This window comes from Streptomyces apocyni, from assembly GCF_009739465.1.
Lineage (GTDB): Bacteria > Actinomycetota > Actinomycetes > Streptomycetales > Streptomycetaceae > Streptomyces > Streptomyces apocyni.
The window spans coordinates 1-19,365 of record NZ_WHOM01000073.1 but is presented as its reverse complement, the minus strand read 5'-3'; the positions used below and the strand labels follow the sequence as shown (position 1 = coordinate 19,365).

General features: G+C 70.6%; 14 protein-coding genes and 1 pseudogene. 6 read left to right on the top strand and 9 right to left on the bottom strand.

What is annotated here, in order from left to right:
- Position 1: 1 nt before the first annotated feature.
- From iolD to iolC, 3 genes are read right to left on the bottom strand one after another with little or no spacing between them, the layout of a single operon-like run.
- Positions 2-1,888 carry a 3D-(3,5/4)-trihydroxycyclohexane-1,2-dione acylhydrolase (decyclizing) gene (iolD, locus tag GCN81_RS27150; RefSeq protein WP_407698024.1) on the bottom strand — a complete coding sequence of 629 codons (1,887 nt, stop codon included), beginning with the start codon at positions 1,886-1,888 and terminating at the stop codon, positions 2-4.
- Positions 1,889-1,902: 14 nt separating this feature from the next.
- A complete protein-coding gene (gene iolB, locus GCN81_RS27145; protein ID WP_156727215.1) occupies positions 1,903-2,712 on the bottom strand; it encodes a 5-deoxy-glucuronate isomerase in 810 nt (269 codons plus the stop codon).
- 36 nt (positions 2,713-2,748) lie between these two features.
- Complete coding sequence (gene iolC / locus GCN81_RS27140; RefSeq protein WP_267904606.1) at positions 2,749-3,726, bottom strand: 5-dehydro-2-deoxygluconokinase; 978 nt, start codon at positions 3,724-3,726, stop codon at positions 2,749-2,751.
- Between the two features lie 117 nt (positions 3,727-3,843).
- Between iolC and GCN81_RS27135 the strand changes: the two genes are divergently transcribed.
- Together GCN81_RS27135 and GCN81_RS27130 are read left to right on the top strand one after the other, a co-directional pair.
- Positions 3,844-4,752 (top strand): sugar phosphate isomerase/epimerase family protein, encoded by a 909-nt coding sequence (locus GCN81_RS27135; RefSeq protein ID WP_156727214.1) that lies wholly within the window; start codon positions 3,844-3,846, stop codon positions 4,750-4,752.
- A gap of 250 nt (positions 4,753-5,002) precedes the next feature.
- The gene (locus GCN81_RS27130; protein WP_156727213.1) at positions 5,003-5,203 is read left to right on the top strand and encodes a helix-turn-helix transcriptional regulator; all 201 of its coding nucleotides are present in this window, start codon (positions 5,003-5,005) and stop codon (positions 5,201-5,203) included.
- A gap of 78 nt (positions 5,204-5,281) precedes the next feature.
- On the opposite strand, the gene GCN81_RS27125 is transcribed toward GCN81_RS27130, so the two are convergent.
- Entirely contained in the window at positions 5,282-6,868 is a 1,587-nt protein-coding gene (locus GCN81_RS27125; protein ID WP_156727212.1) for a GMC family oxidoreductase, read from the bottom strand.
- A gap of 335 nt (positions 6,869-7,203) precedes the next feature.
- On the opposite strand from GCN81_RS27125, the gene GCN81_RS27120 reads away from it, so the two are divergent.
- Positions 7,204-8,853, top strand: a complete 1,650-nt coding sequence (locus GCN81_RS27120; RefSeq protein ID WP_156727211.1) for an MFS transporter — start codon at positions 7,204-7,206, stop codon at positions 8,851-8,853.
- 195 nt (positions 8,854-9,048) lie between these two features.
- Complete coding sequence (locus GCN81_RS27115; protein ID WP_156727210.1) at positions 9,049-10,503, top strand: flavin monoamine oxidase family protein; 1,455 nt, start codon at positions 9,049-9,051, stop codon at positions 10,501-10,503.
- Between the two features lie 126 nt (positions 10,504-10,629).
- Here the strand turns inward: GCN81_RS27115 and GCN81_RS27110 are convergent, their stop codons facing one another.
- On the bottom strand, positions 10,630-12,177 hold the full coding sequence (locus tag GCN81_RS27110) for an aspartate aminotransferase family protein (RefSeq protein ID WP_156727209.1): 1,548 nt from the start codon (positions 12,175-12,177) through the stop codon (positions 10,630-10,632).
- Between the two features lie 207 nt (positions 12,178-12,384).
- Between GCN81_RS27110 and GCN81_RS27105 the strand changes: the two genes are divergently transcribed.
- Positions 12,385-12,957, top strand: a complete 573-nt coding sequence (locus GCN81_RS27105; protein ID WP_156727208.1) for a DUF6817 domain-containing protein — start codon at positions 12,385-12,387, stop codon at positions 12,955-12,957.
- A 70-nt stretch (positions 12,958-13,027) separates the two neighbouring features.
- Positions 13,028-13,429: a hypothetical protein gene (locus GCN81_RS27100; RefSeq protein WP_156727207.1), complete on the top strand. Its 402-nt coding sequence runs from the start codon at positions 13,028-13,030 to the stop codon at positions 13,427-13,429.
- Positions 13,430-13,835: 406 nt separating this feature from the next.
- On the opposite strand, the gene GCN81_RS32590 is transcribed toward GCN81_RS27100, so the two are convergent.
- The 4 genes and pseudogenes from GCN81_RS32590 to GCN81_RS32040 form a co-directional block, all read right to left on the bottom strand.
- Positions 13,836-14,216 carry a hypothetical protein gene (locus GCN81_RS32590; protein WP_231626998.1) on the bottom strand — a complete coding sequence of 127 codons (381 nt, stop codon included), beginning with the start codon at positions 14,214-14,216 and terminating at the stop codon, positions 13,836-13,838.
- A 507-nt stretch (positions 14,217-14,723) separates the two neighbouring features.
- Positions 14,724-15,977, bottom strand: coding sequence for a helix-turn-helix domain-containing protein (locus tag GCN81_RS27090; RefSeq protein WP_267904605.1), 1,254 nt, complete (start codon positions 15,975-15,977; stop codon positions 14,724-14,726).
- Between the two features lie 1,584 nt (positions 15,978-17,561).
- Positions 17,562-18,830, bottom strand: a complete 1,269-nt coding sequence (gene mycP / locus GCN81_RS27085; RefSeq protein WP_156727205.1) for a type VII secretion-associated serine protease mycosin — start codon at positions 18,828-18,830, stop codon at positions 17,562-17,564.
- 40 nt (positions 18,831-18,870) lie between these two features.
- Positions 18,871-19,365 (bottom strand): annotated as a pseudogene (locus GCN81_RS32040) (hypothetical protein); the annotation flags it as partial.

Sequence of the window (19,365 nt, the reverse complement as noted above, 5' to 3'; positions counted from 1 at the left end):
CTCACAGGTGACGGCGTCGGGTGGTGACATGCCGGTCGTACTCTTCGCGTGCCGTGACCGCGGGCGTGCGGCGCGCGGTCTCGGCTACGGGAACATCCCACCACGCCTGTGCGGGCGGCACGCCCGACACTGTGTCTGCCGTTTCGGTCTCCACATAGACACCTGTGGGGCCCGTGGCCGCCCGTGCCTCGCGCAGCGCTTCGCGCAGGTCACGAACCGTTTGGGCGCGGATCACGCGCATCCCCAGGCTGGCCGCGTTGGCGGCGAGATCGACGGGCAGCGGCGCGCCGGTGTACGTACCGTCGTCCGCCCGGAACCGGTAGGCGGTGCCGAACCGCTCACCGCCGACGGCCTCGGAGAGCCCGCCGATGGACGCGTACCCGTGGTTCTGCAGGATCACCACCTTGATGGCGATCCCCTCCTGTACGGCGGTGACGATTTCGGTGGGCATCATCAGATACGTCCCGTCCCCGACCAGCGCCCAGACGGGCCGCCCGGAGTCGGCCAGCCCCACCCCGATGGCGGCGGGGATCTCGTAGCCCATGCAGGAGTAGCCGTACTCGACGTGGTACTGGCCGCTGGAGCGGGTGCGCCAGAGTTTGTGCAGGTCGCCGGGGAGTGAACCGGCCGCGTTGATGATCACGTCGTCGCCGGTGACCAGCTCGTCGAGCAGGCCGAGCACCTGGGCCTGGGTGGGGCGGGCGTCCGGGTCAGGGGTGGCGTAGGCGGCGTCGACCTGGCGTTCCCAGCGGGCCTTGTGGTCGGTGTACTCGGCTTCGTAGGCGGGGTCGACGTGGTGGACGGCGGTGCGCAGGGCCTCGGTGAGCGCTTCAAGCCCGGTAAGGGCATCGGCGACCAGCGGCAGGGCGCCCATCTTGTGACCGTCGAACCCGGTGATGTTGAGGTTGACGAACCGGGCCCGCTCGCCGAACAGCGTGCCCGAGGCGGTGGTGAAGTCGGTGTACCGGGTCCCGACCCCGATCACCAGGTCGGCGGTACGGGCCAGCGCGTCGGCCGTCGCGGTGCCGGTGTGGCCGATGCCGCCCAGGTCGGCGGGGTGGTCGAAGGTGAGCGAGCCCTTGCCCGCCTGGGTCGACGCCACCGGGATACCGGTCGCGTCGGCCAGCGCCCCGAGTGCGGACTCCGCCTCACTGTGCCGGACGCCGCCCCCCGCGACGATCAGCGGGCGGCGGGACTCCCGTACCGCCCGCACGGCCGCCGCGAGCTCGCGCGGATCGGGAGCCGGGCGGCGTACGCCCCACACCCGCTCGGCGAGGAACTCCTCGGGCCAGTCGTACGCCTCGGCCTGTACGTCCTGCGGCAGCGCCAGCGTCACCGCGCCCGTCTGCGCCGGGTCCGTCAGCACCCGCATCGCCGCCAGCGCGGCCGGGATCAGCGCCTCGGGGCGGGTGACCCGGTCGAAGTACCGCGACACCGGGCGCAGGCAGTCGTTGACCGACACATCACCCGCGTACGGCACTTCGAGCTGCTGGAGCACCGGGTCGGCGGGCCGGGTGGCGAAGGTGTCCCCGGGCAGCAGCAGTACGGGGATGTGGTTGATGGTGGCCAGGGCCGCGCCGGTGACCAGATTGGTCGCGCCGGGCCCGATCGACGTCGTGACCGCGTGCGCGGAGAGCCTGCGCCTGTGGCGGGCGTACCCGACGGCCGCGTGCACCATGGCCTGTTCGTTGCGGCCCTGGTGGTACGGCATCTCGTCGCGGTACTCGACCAGCGCCTGCCCGATCCCGGCCACGTTGCCGTGTCCGAAGATGCCCCAGGTGGCGGTGATCAGCCGCTGCCGGACGCCGTCCCGCTCGGTGTACTGGCGCGCGAGAAACGCCACCAGCGCCTGGGCGACGGTGAGTTTCACCGTATTCACCGGTTTCACCGCTGTCTGTGGCTTCACCGGTATCCCTCCAAGTGGTCGGGGTGGAAGCTGATCCGCCAGGCGCGCTCGTCGCCCGGACCCGCCATGACGTTCAGGTAGTACATGGGATGGCCCGGCTGGGCGATGGACGGTCCGTGCCAGCCGTCGGGCACCAGCACCGCGTCGCCACTGCGGACTTCGGCGAGCAGATCGGCGCCGCCCGGCCTGGACGGCGACACGCGCTGGTAGCCGAGGCCTGGGCGCCCTTGCTCGTCCGCGATCTCGAAGTAGTAGATCTCCTCCAGCTCGGCTTCCTCGCCTGGCCGGTGCTCGTCGTGCTTGTGCGGCGGGTACGAGGACCAGTTGCCGCCCGGCGTCAGCACCTCGACGGCGATCAGCCGGTCGCAGGCAAAGACGCCCGCCGCCCCGAAGTTGTGCACCTCGCGGGCGCAGTCGCCGCTGCCCCGCTGCTCGACGGGGACCTCCGGCGCGGGGCCGTAGCGGGCGGGGAGTCTGCGCTCGCACTTCGCTCCTGCCAGGGCGAAACGGCCTCCCGCGCCGGAGGCGATCTGGGCGTGGGCGTCGCGTGGTACGTACGCGAAGTCGCTGATCCCACTGAACACGCTTTCCCTACCCAGGAGTTCATAGAACTCACCATTCACCTGTACGGTACATCCACCACTGAGCGGCAGCACAATCCACTCGCTGTCCCCGGTGGCCAGCTGATGGCTGCCGCCGGGCGGCAGCTCGATGACCCGCAGGCTGGCGTACCCCCAACCGGCCCGCTTGGGATCGATGTCCAGCGCGTATGGCCCACTGGCCGTACTGCCCGCGGGTAGATGCATCCCGGCTCCCCTCAACTCAACTGCCTTCGACGATGGTCACTGTCCACCTTCCAGTACGGCGGCCACTTCGTCCGGGTACGGCATGGCGGACGAGCAAGCCAGTCGGGACGCCACGATGGCCCCGGCGGCGTTCGCGTACCGCATCGTCCGCTCCAGGTCCCACCCGGCCAGGAGCCCGTGGCACAGCGCGCCGCCGAAGGCGTCTCCGGCCCCGAGCCCGTTGACGACCTCGACGGGCACGGGCGGGACCTCGGCGCTCTCGCCCGCGCTGTTCATGGCCAGGACGCCCTTGGGGCCCTGCTTGACGACGGCGAGCTCGACGCCCGCGTCGAGCAGCGCGCGGGCCGCGGCGTGCGGGGCGCGCTCGCCGGTGGCGACCTCGCACTCGTCCAGGTTGCCCACGGCGACGGTGGCGTGGCAGAGGGCGGCCGTGTAGTAGGTGCGGGCCTGGCCGGGGTCGTTCCGGGCTGTGTCTCCCCAGAACATCGGCCGCCAGTCCAGGTCAAAGACGGTGACCCCCGCCCCGAGTCCGGCCCGGTGCTTGAGGGCTTGGAGCGTCGCCGAGCGGCTCGGCTCCTCGCTCAGCCCGGTCCCGGTCACCCAGAAGACGCGCGCCGAGCCGATCGCGTCGAGGTCCAGCTCATCGGCGTAGATCTCCAGGTCGGGGGCCTTCGGCTGGCGGTAGAAGTACAGCGGAAAGTCATCCGGCGGAAAGACCTCGCAGAAGGTCACCGGCGTCGGCAGCCCCGGCACCCCCGTCACCCATCGGTCATCGACACCGAACTCACGCAGCGCCTGGTGCAGATACCCGCCGAACGCGTCCTCACCGGTACGGGTGATCACCGCCGTACGCCGCCCGAGTCGGGCCGCCGCGACGGCCACGTTGGCGGCGGAACCGCCGAGAAACTTGCCGAAGGTGTCGACCTGCGCCAGCGGAACTCCGGTCCGCAGGGGGTAGAGATCAACCCCGATCCGTCCCATCGCGATGACGTCGTACGCGTCGTCAGCGGTCACCGTCCACGCCCCTCCTTGCCGTTTGCCCTATGTCCTTCGCGCTATGTCCTTACATACAGACCTACACGCCATTGAAGCTCTTGACACCTATTTCCCCCCGCCTGAAAGCTGACGCCTATGACGCTGCCGTCGCCCCTGTCACGTATCCGCATCGGCTCCGCCCCCGACTCCTGGGGGGTGTGGTTCCCGGACGACCCGCGCCAAGTCCCCTGGCGACGCTTTCTCGACGAGGTCTCGGAGTCCGGTTACGAGTGGATCGAGCTCGGCCCGTACGGCTATCTGCCCACCGATCCCGCCCGTCTGCGCGAGGAGACCGCGCGCCGCGGGCTGCGGGTCTCGGCGGGCACCGTCTTCACCGGGCTGCACCACGGGCCCGCCGTATGGGACACAACCTGGGCGCACGTCGCGCCCGTTGCCGAGCTGACCCGCGCGATGGGTGCGGACCAACTGGTCGTCATCCCCTCCTTCTGGCGTGACGACAAGACCGGAAAGCTCCTGGAGGACCGCGAACTGACGCCCCAGCAGTGGCGCTGGCTCACCTCGGGCACCGAGCGCCTGGGCCGGGAGGTACGGGAGCGCTTCGGGCTGCGTATCGTCGTCCACCCCCACGCGGACACCCACATCGACACCGAGCCGCACGTCGCCCGCTTCCTCGACGCCACGGACGCGGACCTGGTCGCGCTGTGCCTGGACACCGGCCACTACGCGTACTGCGGCGGGGACAGCGTCAGGCTGATCGAGACGTACGGCCCGCGTCTCGGCTACCTGCACCTGAAGCAGGTGGACCCGCGGGTCCTGGCGGAGGTACGGGCCGAGGACCTGCCGTTCGGACCGGCGGTGGCCCGGGGCGTGATGTGCGAGCCACCGGGAGGCGTGCCCGATCTGCCTCCGGTCCTACGGGCGGCCCAGGCCCTGAACATCGACCTCTTCGCGATCGTCGAGCAGGACATGTACCCGTGTCCCCCCGACCGCCCCTTCCCGATCGCCCACCGCACGCGCCGCTACCTCCGCGGGTGCGGCGCGTAACAGCACCCACGCCACCACGGCACCCACACCACCCCAGAAGCCACACCACCCCAGAAGCCACAAGCACCACAGAAGTAACCAACATCCCGCTCCCGTCACACATGTCACGTTCACGCGGGTTTCCCGTCACGGCTGGTCAACAATGCACTCCGCACAGTCACTGACTGTCGTTCATCGGGCACAGGCTGAGTGATCGCTCCCCGACGGCTCCCCCGGCCGCCGCTGCGGCGCGTACATGGAGGTTCCACCGATGACCGAACGCCGACTCTGGTCGTACAAGGAGATCGCCGCACACATCCGGGTGCAACCGGACACCGTGCGCTCCTACCGCAAGCACGGCCTGCTCCCTCCCCCCGACCACGTCGAGGGCGGCAAGCCTTACTGGTACGCGGATACCGTCCGCACCTGGGTCGCCAGCCGCCCCGGCAACCGCGGCCGCAGGCAGGAATAACCCCCGCCCCGCACACCGGCCCCGCGCACCCGCGCACCCGCACACCGTGCGCGGGTGCGCGGGCCCCCTGGGAGCCGGTCAGTCGGCCGCTTCGCGGATCAGCTCCGCCGCCCGCTCGGCGACCATGACGACCGACGCGTGGGTGTGGCCGCGCGGCACGGTGGGGATCACCGACGCGTCCACCACCCGCAGCCCCGCCACGCCGTGGACCCGCAGTCGCTCGTCCACCACGGCCGACGCGTCGCCCGCGGGCCCGGGACGGCAGGTGCCCACAGGGTGGAACAGCGTCTGTGCGGCGGCCCGCACATAACCCTCCACCTCTGTGTCATCCAGCCCGGGCCGCCAGTCACCGAGCGCCTCACCCGCGAGCGGGCGCAGCGCCCCCGCGCCGAACACCCGCTCCGCGAAGCGGACTCCGGCGCGGAAGGTGTGCACGTCGGCGGGCGCGCTCAGGTAACCGGGATCGATCACCGGCGGCGCGGCCGGGTCGGCGGAGGCGAGGCCGACGCTGCCCCGGCTTTCCGGGCGCAGCAGAACCACGCCGATGGTGAGGCCGGGGCGGGTACCGGACTCGGTGTCCTCGGTGAACGCGACCGGGGTCCAGATCAGTTCGAGGTCCGGGGCGCCCGGCTCACCGTCCGCGCGGAGGAAGGCGACCGCCTCGGCGACGTTGGAGGTGAGCGGGCCGCGGCGGTCCTCCTCGTACCGCTTGCGGTTGGCCTCGGTGTCGGCGTCGGCGAGGGCGACGGGGGCGGTGGTGTCCACCGCGAGGTCCAGGATCAGGTGGTCCGACAGATTCCTGCCCACGCCAGGGAGCGCGGCCGTCAACTCGGCCCCGGCCCGGCGCAGTTCGTCCGGATCGCCGACGCCGGACAGCAGCAGCAGATGCGGGGAGCCCACCGCTCCCGCGCTGAGGATGACCTCCCGGCGCGCGGCGATCCGGGTTCCGGCCAGCTCGACGCCGGTCGCCCGGCCGTCTGTCAGGGTCACCCGATCCACCCTCACCCCGCTGATCAGGCGTAGGTTCGCACGCTTCAGGGCGGGGCGCAGATATCCGTCGGCGGCGCTCCAGCGGGCGCCCCGGTACTGGTTGAGGGGGGTGACCGAGGTGCCGGTACCACCTGGGCCACCGAGCCCGCCGTCGATCTCCTTCAGACCGAGCTCGGCACACGCCTGGAGGAACGACTCGGTGGTGGGGTCGGGGTCCTGCGGCGGCGCGATCCACAGCGGCCCCTCGGTGCCGTACGTCCGGCCCGGCTCGAACTCCCCGGCCCACCGCTCCGACTTACGGAGGTACGGTTCCACCCGGCCCCAGGACCAGCTGTCGCCTACGGCCTCGTTCCAGTCGTCGAAGTCCAGCCGATGCCCCGGTATCCACATCATGAAGTTGATCGCCGAGGAGCCGCCCAGCACCTTGCCGCGCGGGTAGAAGACCTCCCGGCCGCCCAGCCCCGGCTGGGCGGTGGTGCTGAACGCCCAGTCGTACGCGGAACCCATCAACGTAGGAGCCAGCCAGGGCACTTGGATGGACCGTTCGTCGTCGCCGGAGTCCCCGGCCTCGACGAGCGCGACGGTCACGGAGGGGTCTTCGGACAGCCGGGCCGCGAGCACGCAGCCAGCCGAACCGGCGCCCACGATGATGTAGTCGAACGTTTCCTCGGTCATGGGCATCTCCCCGGACTCTCTACGAAGGTGACGGCGGTGACGACGACGGCGTGACGGTGGCGCGACGGCGATGGCTGAACCGTGGTGGCTGAACCTCGCCGCGAACGTATCCGGAGGCGCCCACTAATCGGTCATGGGTTCCCCCTCCGTCCGCGGAGAGGGCCGCGAACTGAGCCAAGACAGGTCAATGACCGTCCAAAGACTGAGTCAAGGCCAGCGTCAGATCTGCCACAGAACCGGCGGGGGGATGGTGGTCCGTGACCCCAGGCGTGTGGACACGAACCTCCCCGTGTGTGGTCACGCCCCCGTGTAGGACTGAGGAGAAGGAATCCGTGATGAGTGCGAACGCCTCGGCCGCTGTTGGTCTGCGTGCCGGCCCGAGGGAGTGGCTGGGCCTGGCCGTCCTAGCACTTCCCACCCTCCTGCTGTCACTGGACGTGACGGTCCTGTTCCTGGCGGTGCCGCACATCAGTGCCGACCTGGCGCCTAGCAGCACACAAGCGCTATGGATCATGGACATCTACGGCTTCATGGTGGCCGGGTTCCTGATCACGATGGGCACCCTCGGGGACCGCATCGGCCGCCGCAAGCTGCTGCTGACCGGCGCGCTCGCATTCGGTGTGGCCTCAGCCCTCGCGGCCTACTCGACCAGCGCCGAGATGCTGATCGTCACCCGCGCGCTGCTCGGACTCGCCGGTGCGACGCTGATGCCGGCCACGCTGGCCCTGATCACCAACATGTTCCGGGACCCCAAGCAGCTCGGCATGGCCATCGGTGCCTGGGCCAGCTGCTTCTCCGTCGGCATCGCGATCGGCCCGCTGGTCGGCGGCGTGATGCTGGAGTCGTTCTGGTGGGGCTCCGTGTTCCTGCTGGGCGTTCCCGTGATGCTGCTGCTCGTGGTGCTCGGCCCGATCCTGCTGCCCGAGCACAAGGACCCGGACGCGGGCCGTATGGACCTCGCCAGCGTCGCGCTGTCGCTGCTCGCCATGCTGCCGCTGGTGTACGGCATCAAGGAGGTCGCCAAGGGTGAACACATGGCGGCGTCCGTCGTGGCGCTGGTCGTCGGCCTCGCCTTCGCCGTGGTCTTCGTGCGGCGCCAGCGCCAGCTGGAGAACCCGCTGCTCGACATGCGGCTGTTCGCCAACCGGAGCTTCGCGGTGGCGCTCGGCGTGCTGCTGCTCGGTCTGGTCGCGATCGGCGGCATCTACCTGTTCGTCACGCAGTACCTCCAACTGGTCGAGGGGCTCTCGCCGCTGAAGTCCGGTATGTGGCTGCTGCCCGCCGCCATCGGCATGGTCATCACCTCCACGGTCGCCCCGGCGATCGCCCAGCGGATCCGTCCCGGCTTCGTCGTCGGCGGCGCGCTGCTCGTGTCCGCCACGGGTTACCTGCTGCTCGCCTTCGTCGCCCCCGACACGGGTCTGTGGCTCGTGGTCGTCGGCTTCGCCGTCCTGTACCTCGGTACGGGTCCGGTGATGGCGCTCGGCACCAACCTGGTCGTCGCCTCCGCGCCCCCGGAGAAGGCGGGCTCCGCGTCCGCCATGTCCGAGACCAGCATGGAGCTCGGCGTATCCCTCGGCATCGCCGCTCTCGGCAGCCTCGGCGCGACGGTGTACGCCAGCCAGGTGGACGTCCCCGAGGGACTTCCCGGCAACGTCGTCAGCGCTACCGAGGACTCGCTGGCCAGCGCGTCGGCGGTGGTCACGGACGTGCCCTCCGAGGTGGGTGCGAGTGTCCTGAGCGCGGCGCGTGAGGCGTTCCTCTCCGGTATGTCCGTCATCGCTGCCGTCAGTGCGGGCATCGTCCTGCTGCTGGCGGTCATGGCCATGGTCGCCCTGCGCCATGTGCCGTCGGCCGGAGCCGAGGACGACGCGTCTCAGGAGGAGGCGCCTGAGGACGCTGCGGCCGATGCCGCGGCCGACGAGGCGGCGGGGACGCCCCTTTCGCGGCAGGGGCACCAGACCGAGACCGCCCAGGTCAGCTAGGGACGGATCTCCGTACGCCCCCTACGGGGCCCGCCAGCCGCCGGGACCGACATCACCGGTCCCGGCGGCTGGCGGGCGCTGGACCGCTGATCGCGGCGCCTGCCTCCGCATTACGGCACAAGAACGTCGTCCACCACGCACTCCTGAACCCACTTCTGAACCCACTCCTGAACTCAATCCTGACAAGGGGAGCACATGAGCACGGAAGATTCTGCATCGGGTCTCGACCGCCGTTCCGCTCTGAAGGTCGCGGCCGCCGCCGCGGGCGCGACCGTACTCGGGGCGGCGGGCACGGGAGCCGCAGGGGCCACCGAACAGGCCACCGAACAGGCCGTCGCGCGGGCCAGTGAGGAGAGCCACCGCTTCGACGCGATCGTGGTCGGCGCGGGCTTCGCGGGCATCACCGCCGCGCGCGAGCTACGGGCCCGTGGACTGCGCCCGCTGATAGTCGAGGCGAAGAGCCGAATAGGTGGCCGGACCTGGACCGAGTCCTTCGCCGGCAAGCGCATCGAGCTGGGCGCGGGGTGGTTCTCGCAGCACCAGGCGCTGGTGGCGCGGGAACTCTCCCGGTACGGCGTCAACCTGGTCCCTGGCGGCATAGCCCCCGAGCGGGCCGTCTTCCCCGACGGCGACGGCGGCTTCGCCGACTTCGACCCGGCGTTCGCCTTCGCCCGCAACGACGAGCTGCTTACCCAACTGTTCGCGGACACCGAGCAGTTCCTCCCCCGCCCACTGGAACCCCTGGCAGCGGCGGACAAGGTACGCGCGCTGGACCACCTGTCGCTGCGCGACCGGATCAGTCAACTGAGCCTGGGCACCCGCGACGAACTGTGGCTGAGCGGTACCACCGCGACCTACTCCGGCGGTGACAGCCGGAACGGCGGCTACACCGCGCTGGCCCAGTGGTGGGCACTGCCGGGCCACGACGCCACCGGCTGGAACACGCTGATCGGCCAGAGCGGCGAGACGGGCATGAGCGGCCTGCTCCACGCGATGCTCGCGGACGCCCGGCCCGGGCTGGTCCTCAACTCTCCGGTCAGGTCGGTCACCGACGACGGCCGTGAGATCACCGTCGTCACCCGCGCTGGACGCCATTACACCGCCCCCGTCGCGGTCATCGCCGTCCCGGCGAACGTGTGGAAGGACATCGCCTTCGCTCCGGGCCTGCCCCCGGTCCACGCCGAGGTCGCCCAGCAGGGCAGCGGCGTGCCGAACAGCGCGAAGTTCTGGCTGCGGGTACGTGGCGACGTCGGCCTCGTCTCCGCCCACGCGGGGGAGGGCGCGCAGATCTCGTCGCTGTTCTCGTACTACCAGCTCGACGGTGGCGAGCAGCTGATGATCGGCTTCAGCCAGGACCCGGGCTTCGACGTACGCGACGCCGCACAGGTCTCCGCGGCCGTGAAGCGGCTGGTGCCGGGTGCGCGGGTCGTCGAGTACAAGTACGCGGACTGGGGCCGCGACGAGTTCAGCCGCGGTGGCTGGGCCCTGCGCCGCCCCGGCCAGCTGACCCGCCATCTGCCCGCGGTGCAGCGCCCGCACGGCCGCCTGTCCTTCGCCAATGACGGCATCGCGAGCGGCTGGCTCGGCTTTGTCGACGGGGCGATCGAGACGGGCATGCGGGCGGCCGAGCAGGCGACGCGGCTCGCCTGAACCACCGTCCGCCGTAACCGCAGACGGAAGCGGCCGCCGNCGACTGGTGTCGGCGGCCGCTTCCGTGCGGGGTATCCCTGTTCCCTACGGGCGGGGTACCCCTGTTCCGTAGGGGGAACCCTGGGGTCAGGCGCCGACCAGGCGCTGGCCGTCCGCGTCACGCAGCACCTTGGCCGTGGCGCGCAGGGCGACGTCCAGACGGTCGATCTCCGCGTCCGTGAGATAGATGGAGGGTTCCAGGCGGAGCGTGTTGCCCGCGCTGGCGGTCGGGAAGATGCGGATGAGGTGCTCGCGCAGAATGTGCGCGGAGACGACGTAGCCGAGGCCGCCGCCGTCGGAGATCTCACGGATGATCCCGGACGCCGAATCCGGCTGCTCGTGCAACTCCAGGCCGAGCATCAGGCCGGTTCCCCGGACGTCCTTGAAGACGTCGGGGAAGTCGGCGCGCAGCGACTCCAGTACGGCGGTGAGCTTGCGGCCCAGCTCGGCGGCCAGCTTGTACGCCTTGCCGTCGTCGGCCTCCAGCATCTCCAGCACCTTGATGGCGATCAGGCTGGAGAAGCTGTCCTTGGCGAAGGTGGAGCTGTGGATCAGCTCGAAGTCCTTGCGGTACCGGCTCTCGCGGATGATCACTGCGGCGGTCTTGGCGATGCCGCCGCCCAGGCTCTTGGCCAGCACGTAGTAGTCGCCCTGAAGCCCGATGTGGGTGCTGGCGAGAAACGCGCCGGTGCGGCCCAGACCGCTCTGGATCTCGTCGACGACCAGCGGGCAGCCAAGGTCATCGGCGGTCTCGCGCACCTCCTGGGCGAACTCCCGACTGACCGGCCAGATGCCCGCCTCGCCACGAATGACTTCAAGAAAGAAGCCGCCGATGACGGGAAAGTCCCGCTCTACGACAACGATCTGCCCCTCCCTCACCACAACATCCAGGCCGTTACGGCGCTCCTGAGCGACGACCTCGCGCAGCGTCTCGGGCTCGTCGGCCGGCACGAAGCGGCTCTGCGCGGCGAGCGCCTTGAACGGGGTGCGATAGTCCGGGTTGTAGGTGAGCTGCACGCTCGCGGTGAGCTTGCCGTGAAAGGCCCGCTCCAGCGCGAGGAACACCGGTGCGCGCTCCGCGAGTTCGGTGTTCCTCGCCCGTACGTCGGCGGCCAGCGCGTCGAAGGAGGCGGCGCCGTCGGGCAGGGTGGCCGCGCCCGAGTCCACCGCGGCGCGGGCAGCCTCGATGTGCGCCTCGACGTCGTCGAGCAGCTCGGCGATCCGGATGCCACGGTCCAGCTCGGTGTGCTTGATGGCGATCTCGACGCCCTCGGCACCGCTGTTGGCGAAGAGGCTGTAGTGGGGCTCGTCCGTGTCCAGTTCGCGCTGCACGATCTTGTTGATCGCCGTGGCCACCTCGTTGGCGTAGGAATGGCCGAGCATCAGCGTGAAGACGGGGGTCTGCGCGTCCAGGATGGCCTTGGCGTGCGCGTTGATCTCGGGGTTGTTGTGTCCGAACATCAGCGAGCCGAAGCCACCGACGTAGTCGAGCACGGCGGCCTCCTCGCCGTGCTCGTCCAGGTAGTAAAGCGTGTTCCCCTGGGCCCGGGTGTACGCCCGGGCGATGCCCAGCCCCTGAACCTTCTCGCTCAGGTACCCGTCGGCGAACTTCTGCTCGGTGGCTGCGGAACTCATGTCGTCTTCTCCCATGTCAGGGGCCTGGGGATTCCCTCGGTACGCGCACGACGGGGACGTTCCTCGGCCGTCAGGCGGTTAGGCCCGAACGTACCGAGAGACAAGTCGGCGTCAGGCAACCAGCCAGTAACGCGGGCTCCACTGGGGCGGGCGAGCTGCCTCGGGGAAACAGCCCCGGGATAGCCCGCCCTTCGCCATCATGTCCTCATGTCGTCCCCCGTGACCGAGCCCTCCGCCCGCGCCCAGGCGGCCACCGCCCTCCTCATCACCTGCGGCGCCGACACCACAGAACACCCCGGCGGCACACTCCTCGCCCACCTTCACCGCGTGCAGACCCTCCTGGCCACGTGGGGCGCCCGCCCCACGCTCCAACTGGCAGGCCTGTGCCACGCCTTCTACGGCACCGACGGCTTCCCCGCCGCGCTCCTCGACCTGTCCGAACGCCCCCGCCTCACCGAGGCGATCGGCCAAGAAGCCGAGGAACTCGTCTACTTCTACGCAAGCTGCGACCGCACCGCCACCTACCCAACCCTGACCGCCACCCACGCCCACGCCCACGCCCACTTCCATGACCGCTTCACCGGCAAGAAGTTCACCCCACCCCTCCCCCAACTCCGCGACTTCGCCGAACTGACCGCCGCGAACGAACTGGACCTGGCCCACGCCAACCCGGACTTCCGCGCGAAGCACGGCCCAGACCTCCTCACCCTCCTCACCCGCTTCAGGCCCCTACTGTCGGAAAACGCCTGGCAGCAGACCCGCACAACCCTCACCCACTGAGTACCGATACTCACCCCACCTGAGCAGACACCCCGATCCCCCACTCCCACCAACCCACTTGACTGACCCCATGACCAACATGCCGGACACCGACACCACACCCGGAACCCACGCGCACACGCGGACAACGGGCGACGACCTCGACGCCGCCCCGCAGCCCAACAGCCGCGCTCTAACGCTCTGGGCAGGCTGGGGCCTCGGCCTGTTCCTCCCGATGGTGCTCGGCTCCTGGCTCATCGCCCTAGCCACCCCGGAGGCCGCCCAGTGCCTCACCCAGGGCGGCTGCCCCCCACCCCCGAGCGCCGTCTTCTGGGTCCCGTTCTGGTCCGCCCTCGCCCTTGGCTTCACCGCCCTGTGCTGGAACAGACAAGGCCCCCAACGCCTACGCGCCGGGGTCATCGCCGCACAGTGGGGCGCGCAGCTCACCCTCACCATGGTGATCGTCACCGTCGGGGCATCTTCGCTCCATTGAAAGGTTGAGCTGGAATGCGACAACGCGACAACGCGACCACGCGAACGGCGCGTTAGCGTCGCAGAGGGCCCGGACATAGTGGCGTGGGAAAAGCAGCCCAGAACGTCATGAACTGCGAAGGCGCCGACGCCCTCCCTGACGGCCCCCCGAGGACCAGCTATCGAGATCGAGCGCCAGCGACTGGACGGTTTGGGACACCTGCGCACGGAGAAGCGTGTCCCAACCCATCTAGTCACTCCCCTCAGCACGACTCGCCAGCGTCACCGGGCCTGCTTCAGGCCGGAGGCCGTCGCCGGACACCCGTTCCGGTGGCTGTAGTTGACCAGCGGCGCACCGGTCCCCCGGTCGTGGACGTGCCTCTCATACAGCTCGCCCGACTTGATGGCCCGATCGCAGCGGCAGCAGATCATGACGGGCGCGCCTCCCTCCGTGCGGCTCTCAGCGCGTCCGCGAGGCGCTGGCCCTCCGGGCACAAGGCCGGGGTGGTGCGGCACGCCGCGCACTGGGCGCCGTGGTCGAGCAGCGCCACGTAGGCCGTCGCGTACGCCGTCGCGTCGCGGTCGTGTTCGGCACCCCACGCCGGACTCATCGGGTCCCCTGTTGGTGCAGCGGGGGCACTGGCACGACGGGTAAGCCAGGGTCTGTGGCGGCGTGTCGGCGTGTCGGCGGGCGCCAGGACCCGCGTCCGGGCGGGGGTGCGGGCCCCGGTGTTCGGGTTCACCCGGTAGACCGTGACGGTCAGACCGGGGCGCCTGCCGTCGTCGCGCGGCTGCTGCTGCGCGCTCATGACACCATCCCCCGCGCGCCGACCAGGTGGCGGTCAAAGTCAACGCCGAAGTCGGCCGCGAGTACCCGAGCCAGGCGCCGCCGCCGCTGACGTGCCCGCTCCTGCCGCTGCTCATACTCGACCAAGTACGGGCGGACGAGAGCTGTTTCCTCACCGTCGAGCGGCGTGTCCAGCCCATACGGCGAACGGGGAGCCGGGGGCCACTCCCGTCCACGTCGTCGCGCGACGGGGACGGGAACGGGCACGAGGTGCAGGGGCACCCCGTCGAGCGCAGGCAGCGCTGCAGTCCGGGGCGGCGGCGACCGCACCCACCCCCGCAAGCCGGACACCAGCCTCGCCCACAAAATCAGGGCGTGGATAAGCTCGGTCATGTCGACGCTCCTACGAAGCGTTGGCCATGCCCCGGGCCGCCGTGTCAGCGGTCGCGGGGCTTCTAGGTTCAGTCGTACGCAGACCGAACCTAGAAGCCTGAGGCCCTGGCAGGGGGCACACTCCGTGCCCCCTGCCTCACGCGGCCAGTACTCCGATTTTCACCGCGAGTTCGCTCGCGCGGCGGCGCTGTGCCGGGCTCTTGGACTCCGCCTCTTCCAGGACGATCCTGCGGGCGTAGCCGTTGTAACGAACAGTCTCGGGGGCCGCCTCGTACGCCTTCCCGAGGGTCACCAGTGACGCTTCGGCCTGCCCGTCGAGTTGGTAGGCGCGCGCCTCCTCAATCCGGTGCCGAGCCCGTCGGGGGCACGACGGGATGATCACCGCATCAGCGGCTGCGGCCTGTCTGACGCTCTCGCCACCCGCGTGCAGCTCAACCGCGATGGTCACCGCGTGCGCACCCATGATGGCGCGCGAGAACGACGTCACCGGGTGGTAGTAGTCGGCGGGCAGGCGTTCCGCGACAGCGCGTGCCGTATCCCAGTAACCCCACGCCGTTCCCGCGTCACCCCGACGCGCCGCGGTGTACCCCGCCTCGAACTGCAGCGCCCCCGTGATGGCGCGGACATCGTCGTCGGCGTCCGGCAGGAGTTGTTCCAGATAGCGGACAGTCGCGAGGTTCACCGCGTCGGCCTCCTCGAAGTGGCCAGGGCCGCTGTCACGATGCGCTTGCGCGGCGAGCCAAGCCGCCACTCCGAGCGCATGGGGGTCCTCCGACTCCTGCGCGGCGATCAGCCCTCGCTCGACCACGCGCCACAGCAGCGAGGCATCAGGCTGGTACGCGAGGAAGAACTGGCTCAGGCTGTACACCTCCGAGAGCAGCCCCTGCGCGACGCGCCGTTCCGTGCCCGTCTCGGCCTGCCGTACGGCGAGCTGTGCGTCCCCGATCAGCTCGGGCAGCAGGGCTCCGATGACCTCGCGGTGGTTCGGTGCGGAATGGCGTGCCTGCCAGGCTCGGGCAAGGCGCGTCCTCAAGTGTTCTGCGGGCGGCGCCTCCTGCTCTCTGGCCAGCGGGAAAATGTTGATCGTGGCCCGGACTTGCGGTAGCCGCCCATGCCCCGGCCCGGCGAACAGGTCTACGGCCATCGACTGATCGCCCGTGAGCTCACAGAGATTGCGCACACGCAGCGCCTCGGCAATCCGCAGCACCATGGGGAGCTTCGGCATCTGCAGCCGCCCGCCCTCAACCTGCTTGACCCAGCTCGGAGACTTGCCCACCCGGCCCGCGAGTACCGTACGGCTCATACCCCGCCGGGTACGGAGCACCTGCATCCGCTGACCGAACGCGATCGGCTCAGCAGACGGGTCGGGAGTAGTTGCGTCGGACGGCACAGTATTGCCCCTCTCCGCATGGCTCACATCAGAGCCAGCCTACGGCTGAGCCACGCCCCCCGTCAGGGTTGATCGAATCCTGACCAGCCTGGCGGTGGACGACGCGGGGGTGAGCGGGGCGGCGTCGGGGTTACCCCGTGTCCGTGAGGGCACAGGGATGGCCGCCCTCTAGTCTCGATGGTCGCGGGGCCGGGCCGGCCGTCAAGGGCGCTCCCTACGGTCGCGTCGGCTGCGCCGATTCCGCTGTCGCTCCACCCTTGACACCCGACCCGTCCCCGCTCTGCAGACCGTGGGAGGACGGCCCAGGGGAGGCGGCGGCGGAGGCCCGGGAAGGGGCGGGCGTTTCGCTGCCGGGTGCGGACTGGTTGTTGGGGCGCACGAGGGGGATGGGTGGTGCGACACCGGCTCAGCGGCTGCGGCGGGTGGGGGTCTGGCGTGCGCCCGAGGAGGCGGGGTGGTCCGACACCGGCTCGGCGGCTGCGGGTGGTGGGGGCCTGGGGGTGCGCACGAAGGGGTGGATGCGTGCTCGCCCCGGCTCAGCGCCTGCAGGTCGTGGGGGCAGTCGGTGCGCGCGAAGGCTGAGCGGGTTGTGCTGCCCCGGCTCGGCGGCTGCGGGTCGTGGGTGATCCGAGCGCACCAAGGCCGGGTGAGAGCGTTCCCAGCTTGGCGGCTGCGGGCTGGTGGGGTGACCGGGCGCGCGAGCGACGCGTGGGAGTGGCACTCGGCCTGGCGACCACCGACCGGTGGGACGGGAGGGCACCTCTGGGGCTGGTGGGATCAGGTCGGGAAGAGAAGTGCAACTTTGGTACACCAAAAGCCGGGCAAAAGGGGCGGCTTGCTGTACCAAAGTCTCCTCTTACCCCCGACTTGGGTCGGACGGGGGTCGCCGGGCAGCCCCCAGCTCGACTCACCGACCCTGACCCCTGACCCGGCCCTTACTCAGCGCCGCACCCTGGGTGGGCGACGGCCGACAACGGACCGCCGCCCCTGCCGACCTCCGGCCGGGGCCGCAGACACCACCACAGCCAAGCCACACCCACCACCCGCGTATCGCAACCACCCGCAGCCGCAAGCCGCGCTCCACCACCCCCGGCGCCCGTGCGCCCGTTCGACCTCTGGCCCACAGCCGCTGAGCCGAGGCGAGCACCCGCCCACCCCTTCGTGCGCACCCGTGACCCCCACCCGCCGCAGCCGCTGAGCCGGTGTCGCACCACCCACCCCCCTCATGCGCCCCAACAACCAATCCGCACCCGGCACTCAAACGCCCACCCCTCCCCTACCCGTCCCGCTGCCCTGTTTTTGGGCCGCCCGGTGTACCTCAGCCTCGCGGGTCCGGGACGGGTGTCAAGGGTGGAGCGACAGCGGAATCGGCGCAGCCGACGCGACCAAAGGGAGCGCCCTTTACACCCGGCCCGGACCCGCCACCATCCGACGAACCGGGCGGCCACCGGTACCCATCCGGTACTGGCCCACCACAACGCAGCCCCGCCCCGCTCAACCGACCCCGGGCCATCACAACGGAGCCCCGCGGGACTCGTGGGCAAACCCCGGTTGCTTGACCGACCGGCGGTCACCGGATGTGGGTCAGCCTTGGCGGCGGTTGCGGATGGCGGTGGGTACGGCGATCGCCGTACCGAGTAGAACTGCGGCGCCGATACCCAGGGCCAGCCAGAGGCCCGTGTTGCTGTCGTCGGTGGTGGTGGGGGCTGTGGCTTCCTGCCGGGCGGACGGGTCCTTCGTCTCGGCGTCAGCGTCGGCGTCGGCGCTCGGTGGCGTTGAGGGCTTTGGGGATGGGGACTTGGACGCGGTGGGTTTGGGCTCGGGGATGGGGTACTCGTTGGCGGGGCCGGGGTCACCTGGGTTGGTGAGGGCGATGCGGGGGCGGATGACGCCGTAGCCGACTACGTCGTCTCGGGAGAGGCCCTTCTCGTTGCCGCTAGCGGTTTGCATCAGGACGCGGAGTACTTGGTTGTTCGTCCAGTCGGGGTGCTTGGACCAGATGAGGGCGGCGGAGGCGGAAGCGAGGGCGGACGCGTTGCTGGTGCCGCTTCCTCGGCAGAAGTGCGTGCCACCGGCGCAGGCGCTGGCGATGTCTGCACCGGGGGCGGCCAAGTCCACCTGCGGCCCCCACTGGGACATGGCGATGGGCTTGGCGTTCTTGTCCACAGCCGCGACGGCGACCACGCCGGGAGTCGCGGCCGGGTACGACACCGTGTTCCCCTTCTGCCCCCTGTTTCCGGCAGACGCGAAGACCAGTTTCCCTTGGTCGAGGGCATACCTGACCGCTTCAGCCAGTTCGGGCGTACCGGCATCGTTCTTGCCAGGTGAGTTCGTCTTCCCCAGCGAGAGGTTGATGATCTTCGCGTCAGAGTCTGCGGCGAAACGAATGGACTGTGCCACATGCCGGATGAATACGCCGGTGCCACCAAAGTCCTGCTGGGCATAGCGCGTCCGAATGGGGAGGATCTTGGCCCCCGGCGCCAGACCGTGAACACCAACACCATTACCGCGTACGCCAGTTCCCGCGATGAGGGAGGCCATCCCTGTGCCGTGGTCGTCGTAGTCGGTGTACCAATCCCCCTTCATGCCTGAGAAGTCCTTGCCTTCCAGCAACTGGCCACGGAGCTCGGGCACCGACTTGTCGACCCCGCTGTCGATGACGGCGACGGCGATGCCCTTGCCGGTGCTGGTCTTCCACATCTCCTCGGCGTGCATCGCGTCCAGGTGCCACTGGTCCTCGCGGATGGAGTCGGCCTGTGCGGGGACGGTCGCGATGCCTGCCAGCAGCAGGCCCAGCCCGGCCGCCAGGGCGGACCTGATCCGGGCCGGTCGTCGCCTGTTTTGGGGGTGCATCTGGTTGCCTCGTGTTCGGTGAGGGGTGGCGCGGGCGGGGCTAGTTGTCGATGACCGGTGGGGTGGCCGGTCGTTGGCCCTGCTGCCAGGTTGCTTCGTCTTCGGTGGCCAGGCCTGGACGATCGGTCCGGTCGTCGTCGCGGCGTGGTGGCTTGGCGCGGGTGCCGGGCGGGGGAGGGGTTGCGGGGGTGATGCCGCGTACGAGGCCGGTGCCGCCCGGGGTGAACTGGCCCCGACTGCTGCGGGTGGTCTGCTGAGGAGTGCCGCCGACTACGCCGCCGCTCTCGCGGGCCAGGCGGCGGCCGGTGGCCGAGCTGCCCCGGCCGGGGGTGGTGCCGCCTGCTCCGGCGCCCACGCCGCCTGCCCCGACCGGTCCGCGGCCGTAGGGGGTTTCGGTGCCGATGACGGTGCCGCGGGGGCCGGGGCCGGTGGGGCGCCCGGTGCCCGTCTGGGCAGGGCGGCCGCCGATGATGCCGCTGTCGCGCGGCAGGCGACCGGCCGCGCCGGGGCCGGGGTTGGCCGGGCGCTGTTGGCC

Excerpts from the sequence above, each read along its gene's own strand:
- GCN81_RS27125 (WP_156727212.1), bottom strand. The coding sequence starts at position 6,868 with ATGACCGAGGAAACGTTCGACTACATCATCGTGGGCGCCGGTTCGGCT.
- GCN81_RS27110 (WP_156727209.1), bottom strand. The coding sequence starts at position 12,177 with ATGAGTTCCGCAGCCACCGAGCAGAAGTTCGCCGACGGGTACCTGAGC.
- GCN81_RS27115 (WP_156727210.1), top strand. The coding sequence starts at position 9,049 with ATGAGCACGGAAGATTCTGCATCGGGTCTCGACCGCCGTTCCGCTCTG.
- GCN81_RS27120 (WP_156727211.1), top strand. The coding sequence starts at position 7,204 with ATGAGTGCGAACGCCTCGGCCGCTGTTGGTCTGCGTGCCGGCCCGAGG.
- GCN81_RS27135 (WP_156727214.1), top strand. The coding sequence starts at position 3,844 with ATGACGCTGCCGTCGCCCCTGTCACGTATCCGCATCGGCTCCGCCCCC.
- iolB (WP_156727215.1), bottom strand. The coding sequence starts at position 2,712 with ATGCATCTACCCGCGGGCAGTACGGCCAGTGGGCCATACGCGCTGGAC.
- GCN81_RS27100 (WP_156727207.1), top strand. The coding sequence starts at position 13,028 with ATGACCAACATGCCGGACACCGACACCACACCCGGAACCCACGCGCAC.
- mycP (WP_156727205.1), bottom strand. The coding sequence starts at position 18,830 with ATGCACCCCCAAAACAGGCGACGACCGGCCCGGATCAGGTCCGCCCTG.
- GCN81_RS27130 (WP_156727213.1), top strand. The coding sequence starts at position 5,003 with ATGACCGAACGCCGACTCTGGTCGTACAAGGAGATCGCCGCACACATC.
- GCN81_RS27105 (WP_156727208.1), top strand. The coding sequence starts at position 12,385 with ATGTCGTCCCCCGTGACCGAGCCCTCCGCCCGCGCCCAGGCGGCCACC.
- GCN81_RS32590 (WP_231626998.1), bottom strand. The coding sequence starts at position 14,216 with ATGAGCGCGCAGCAGCAGCCGCGCGACGACGGCAGGCGCCCCGGTCTG.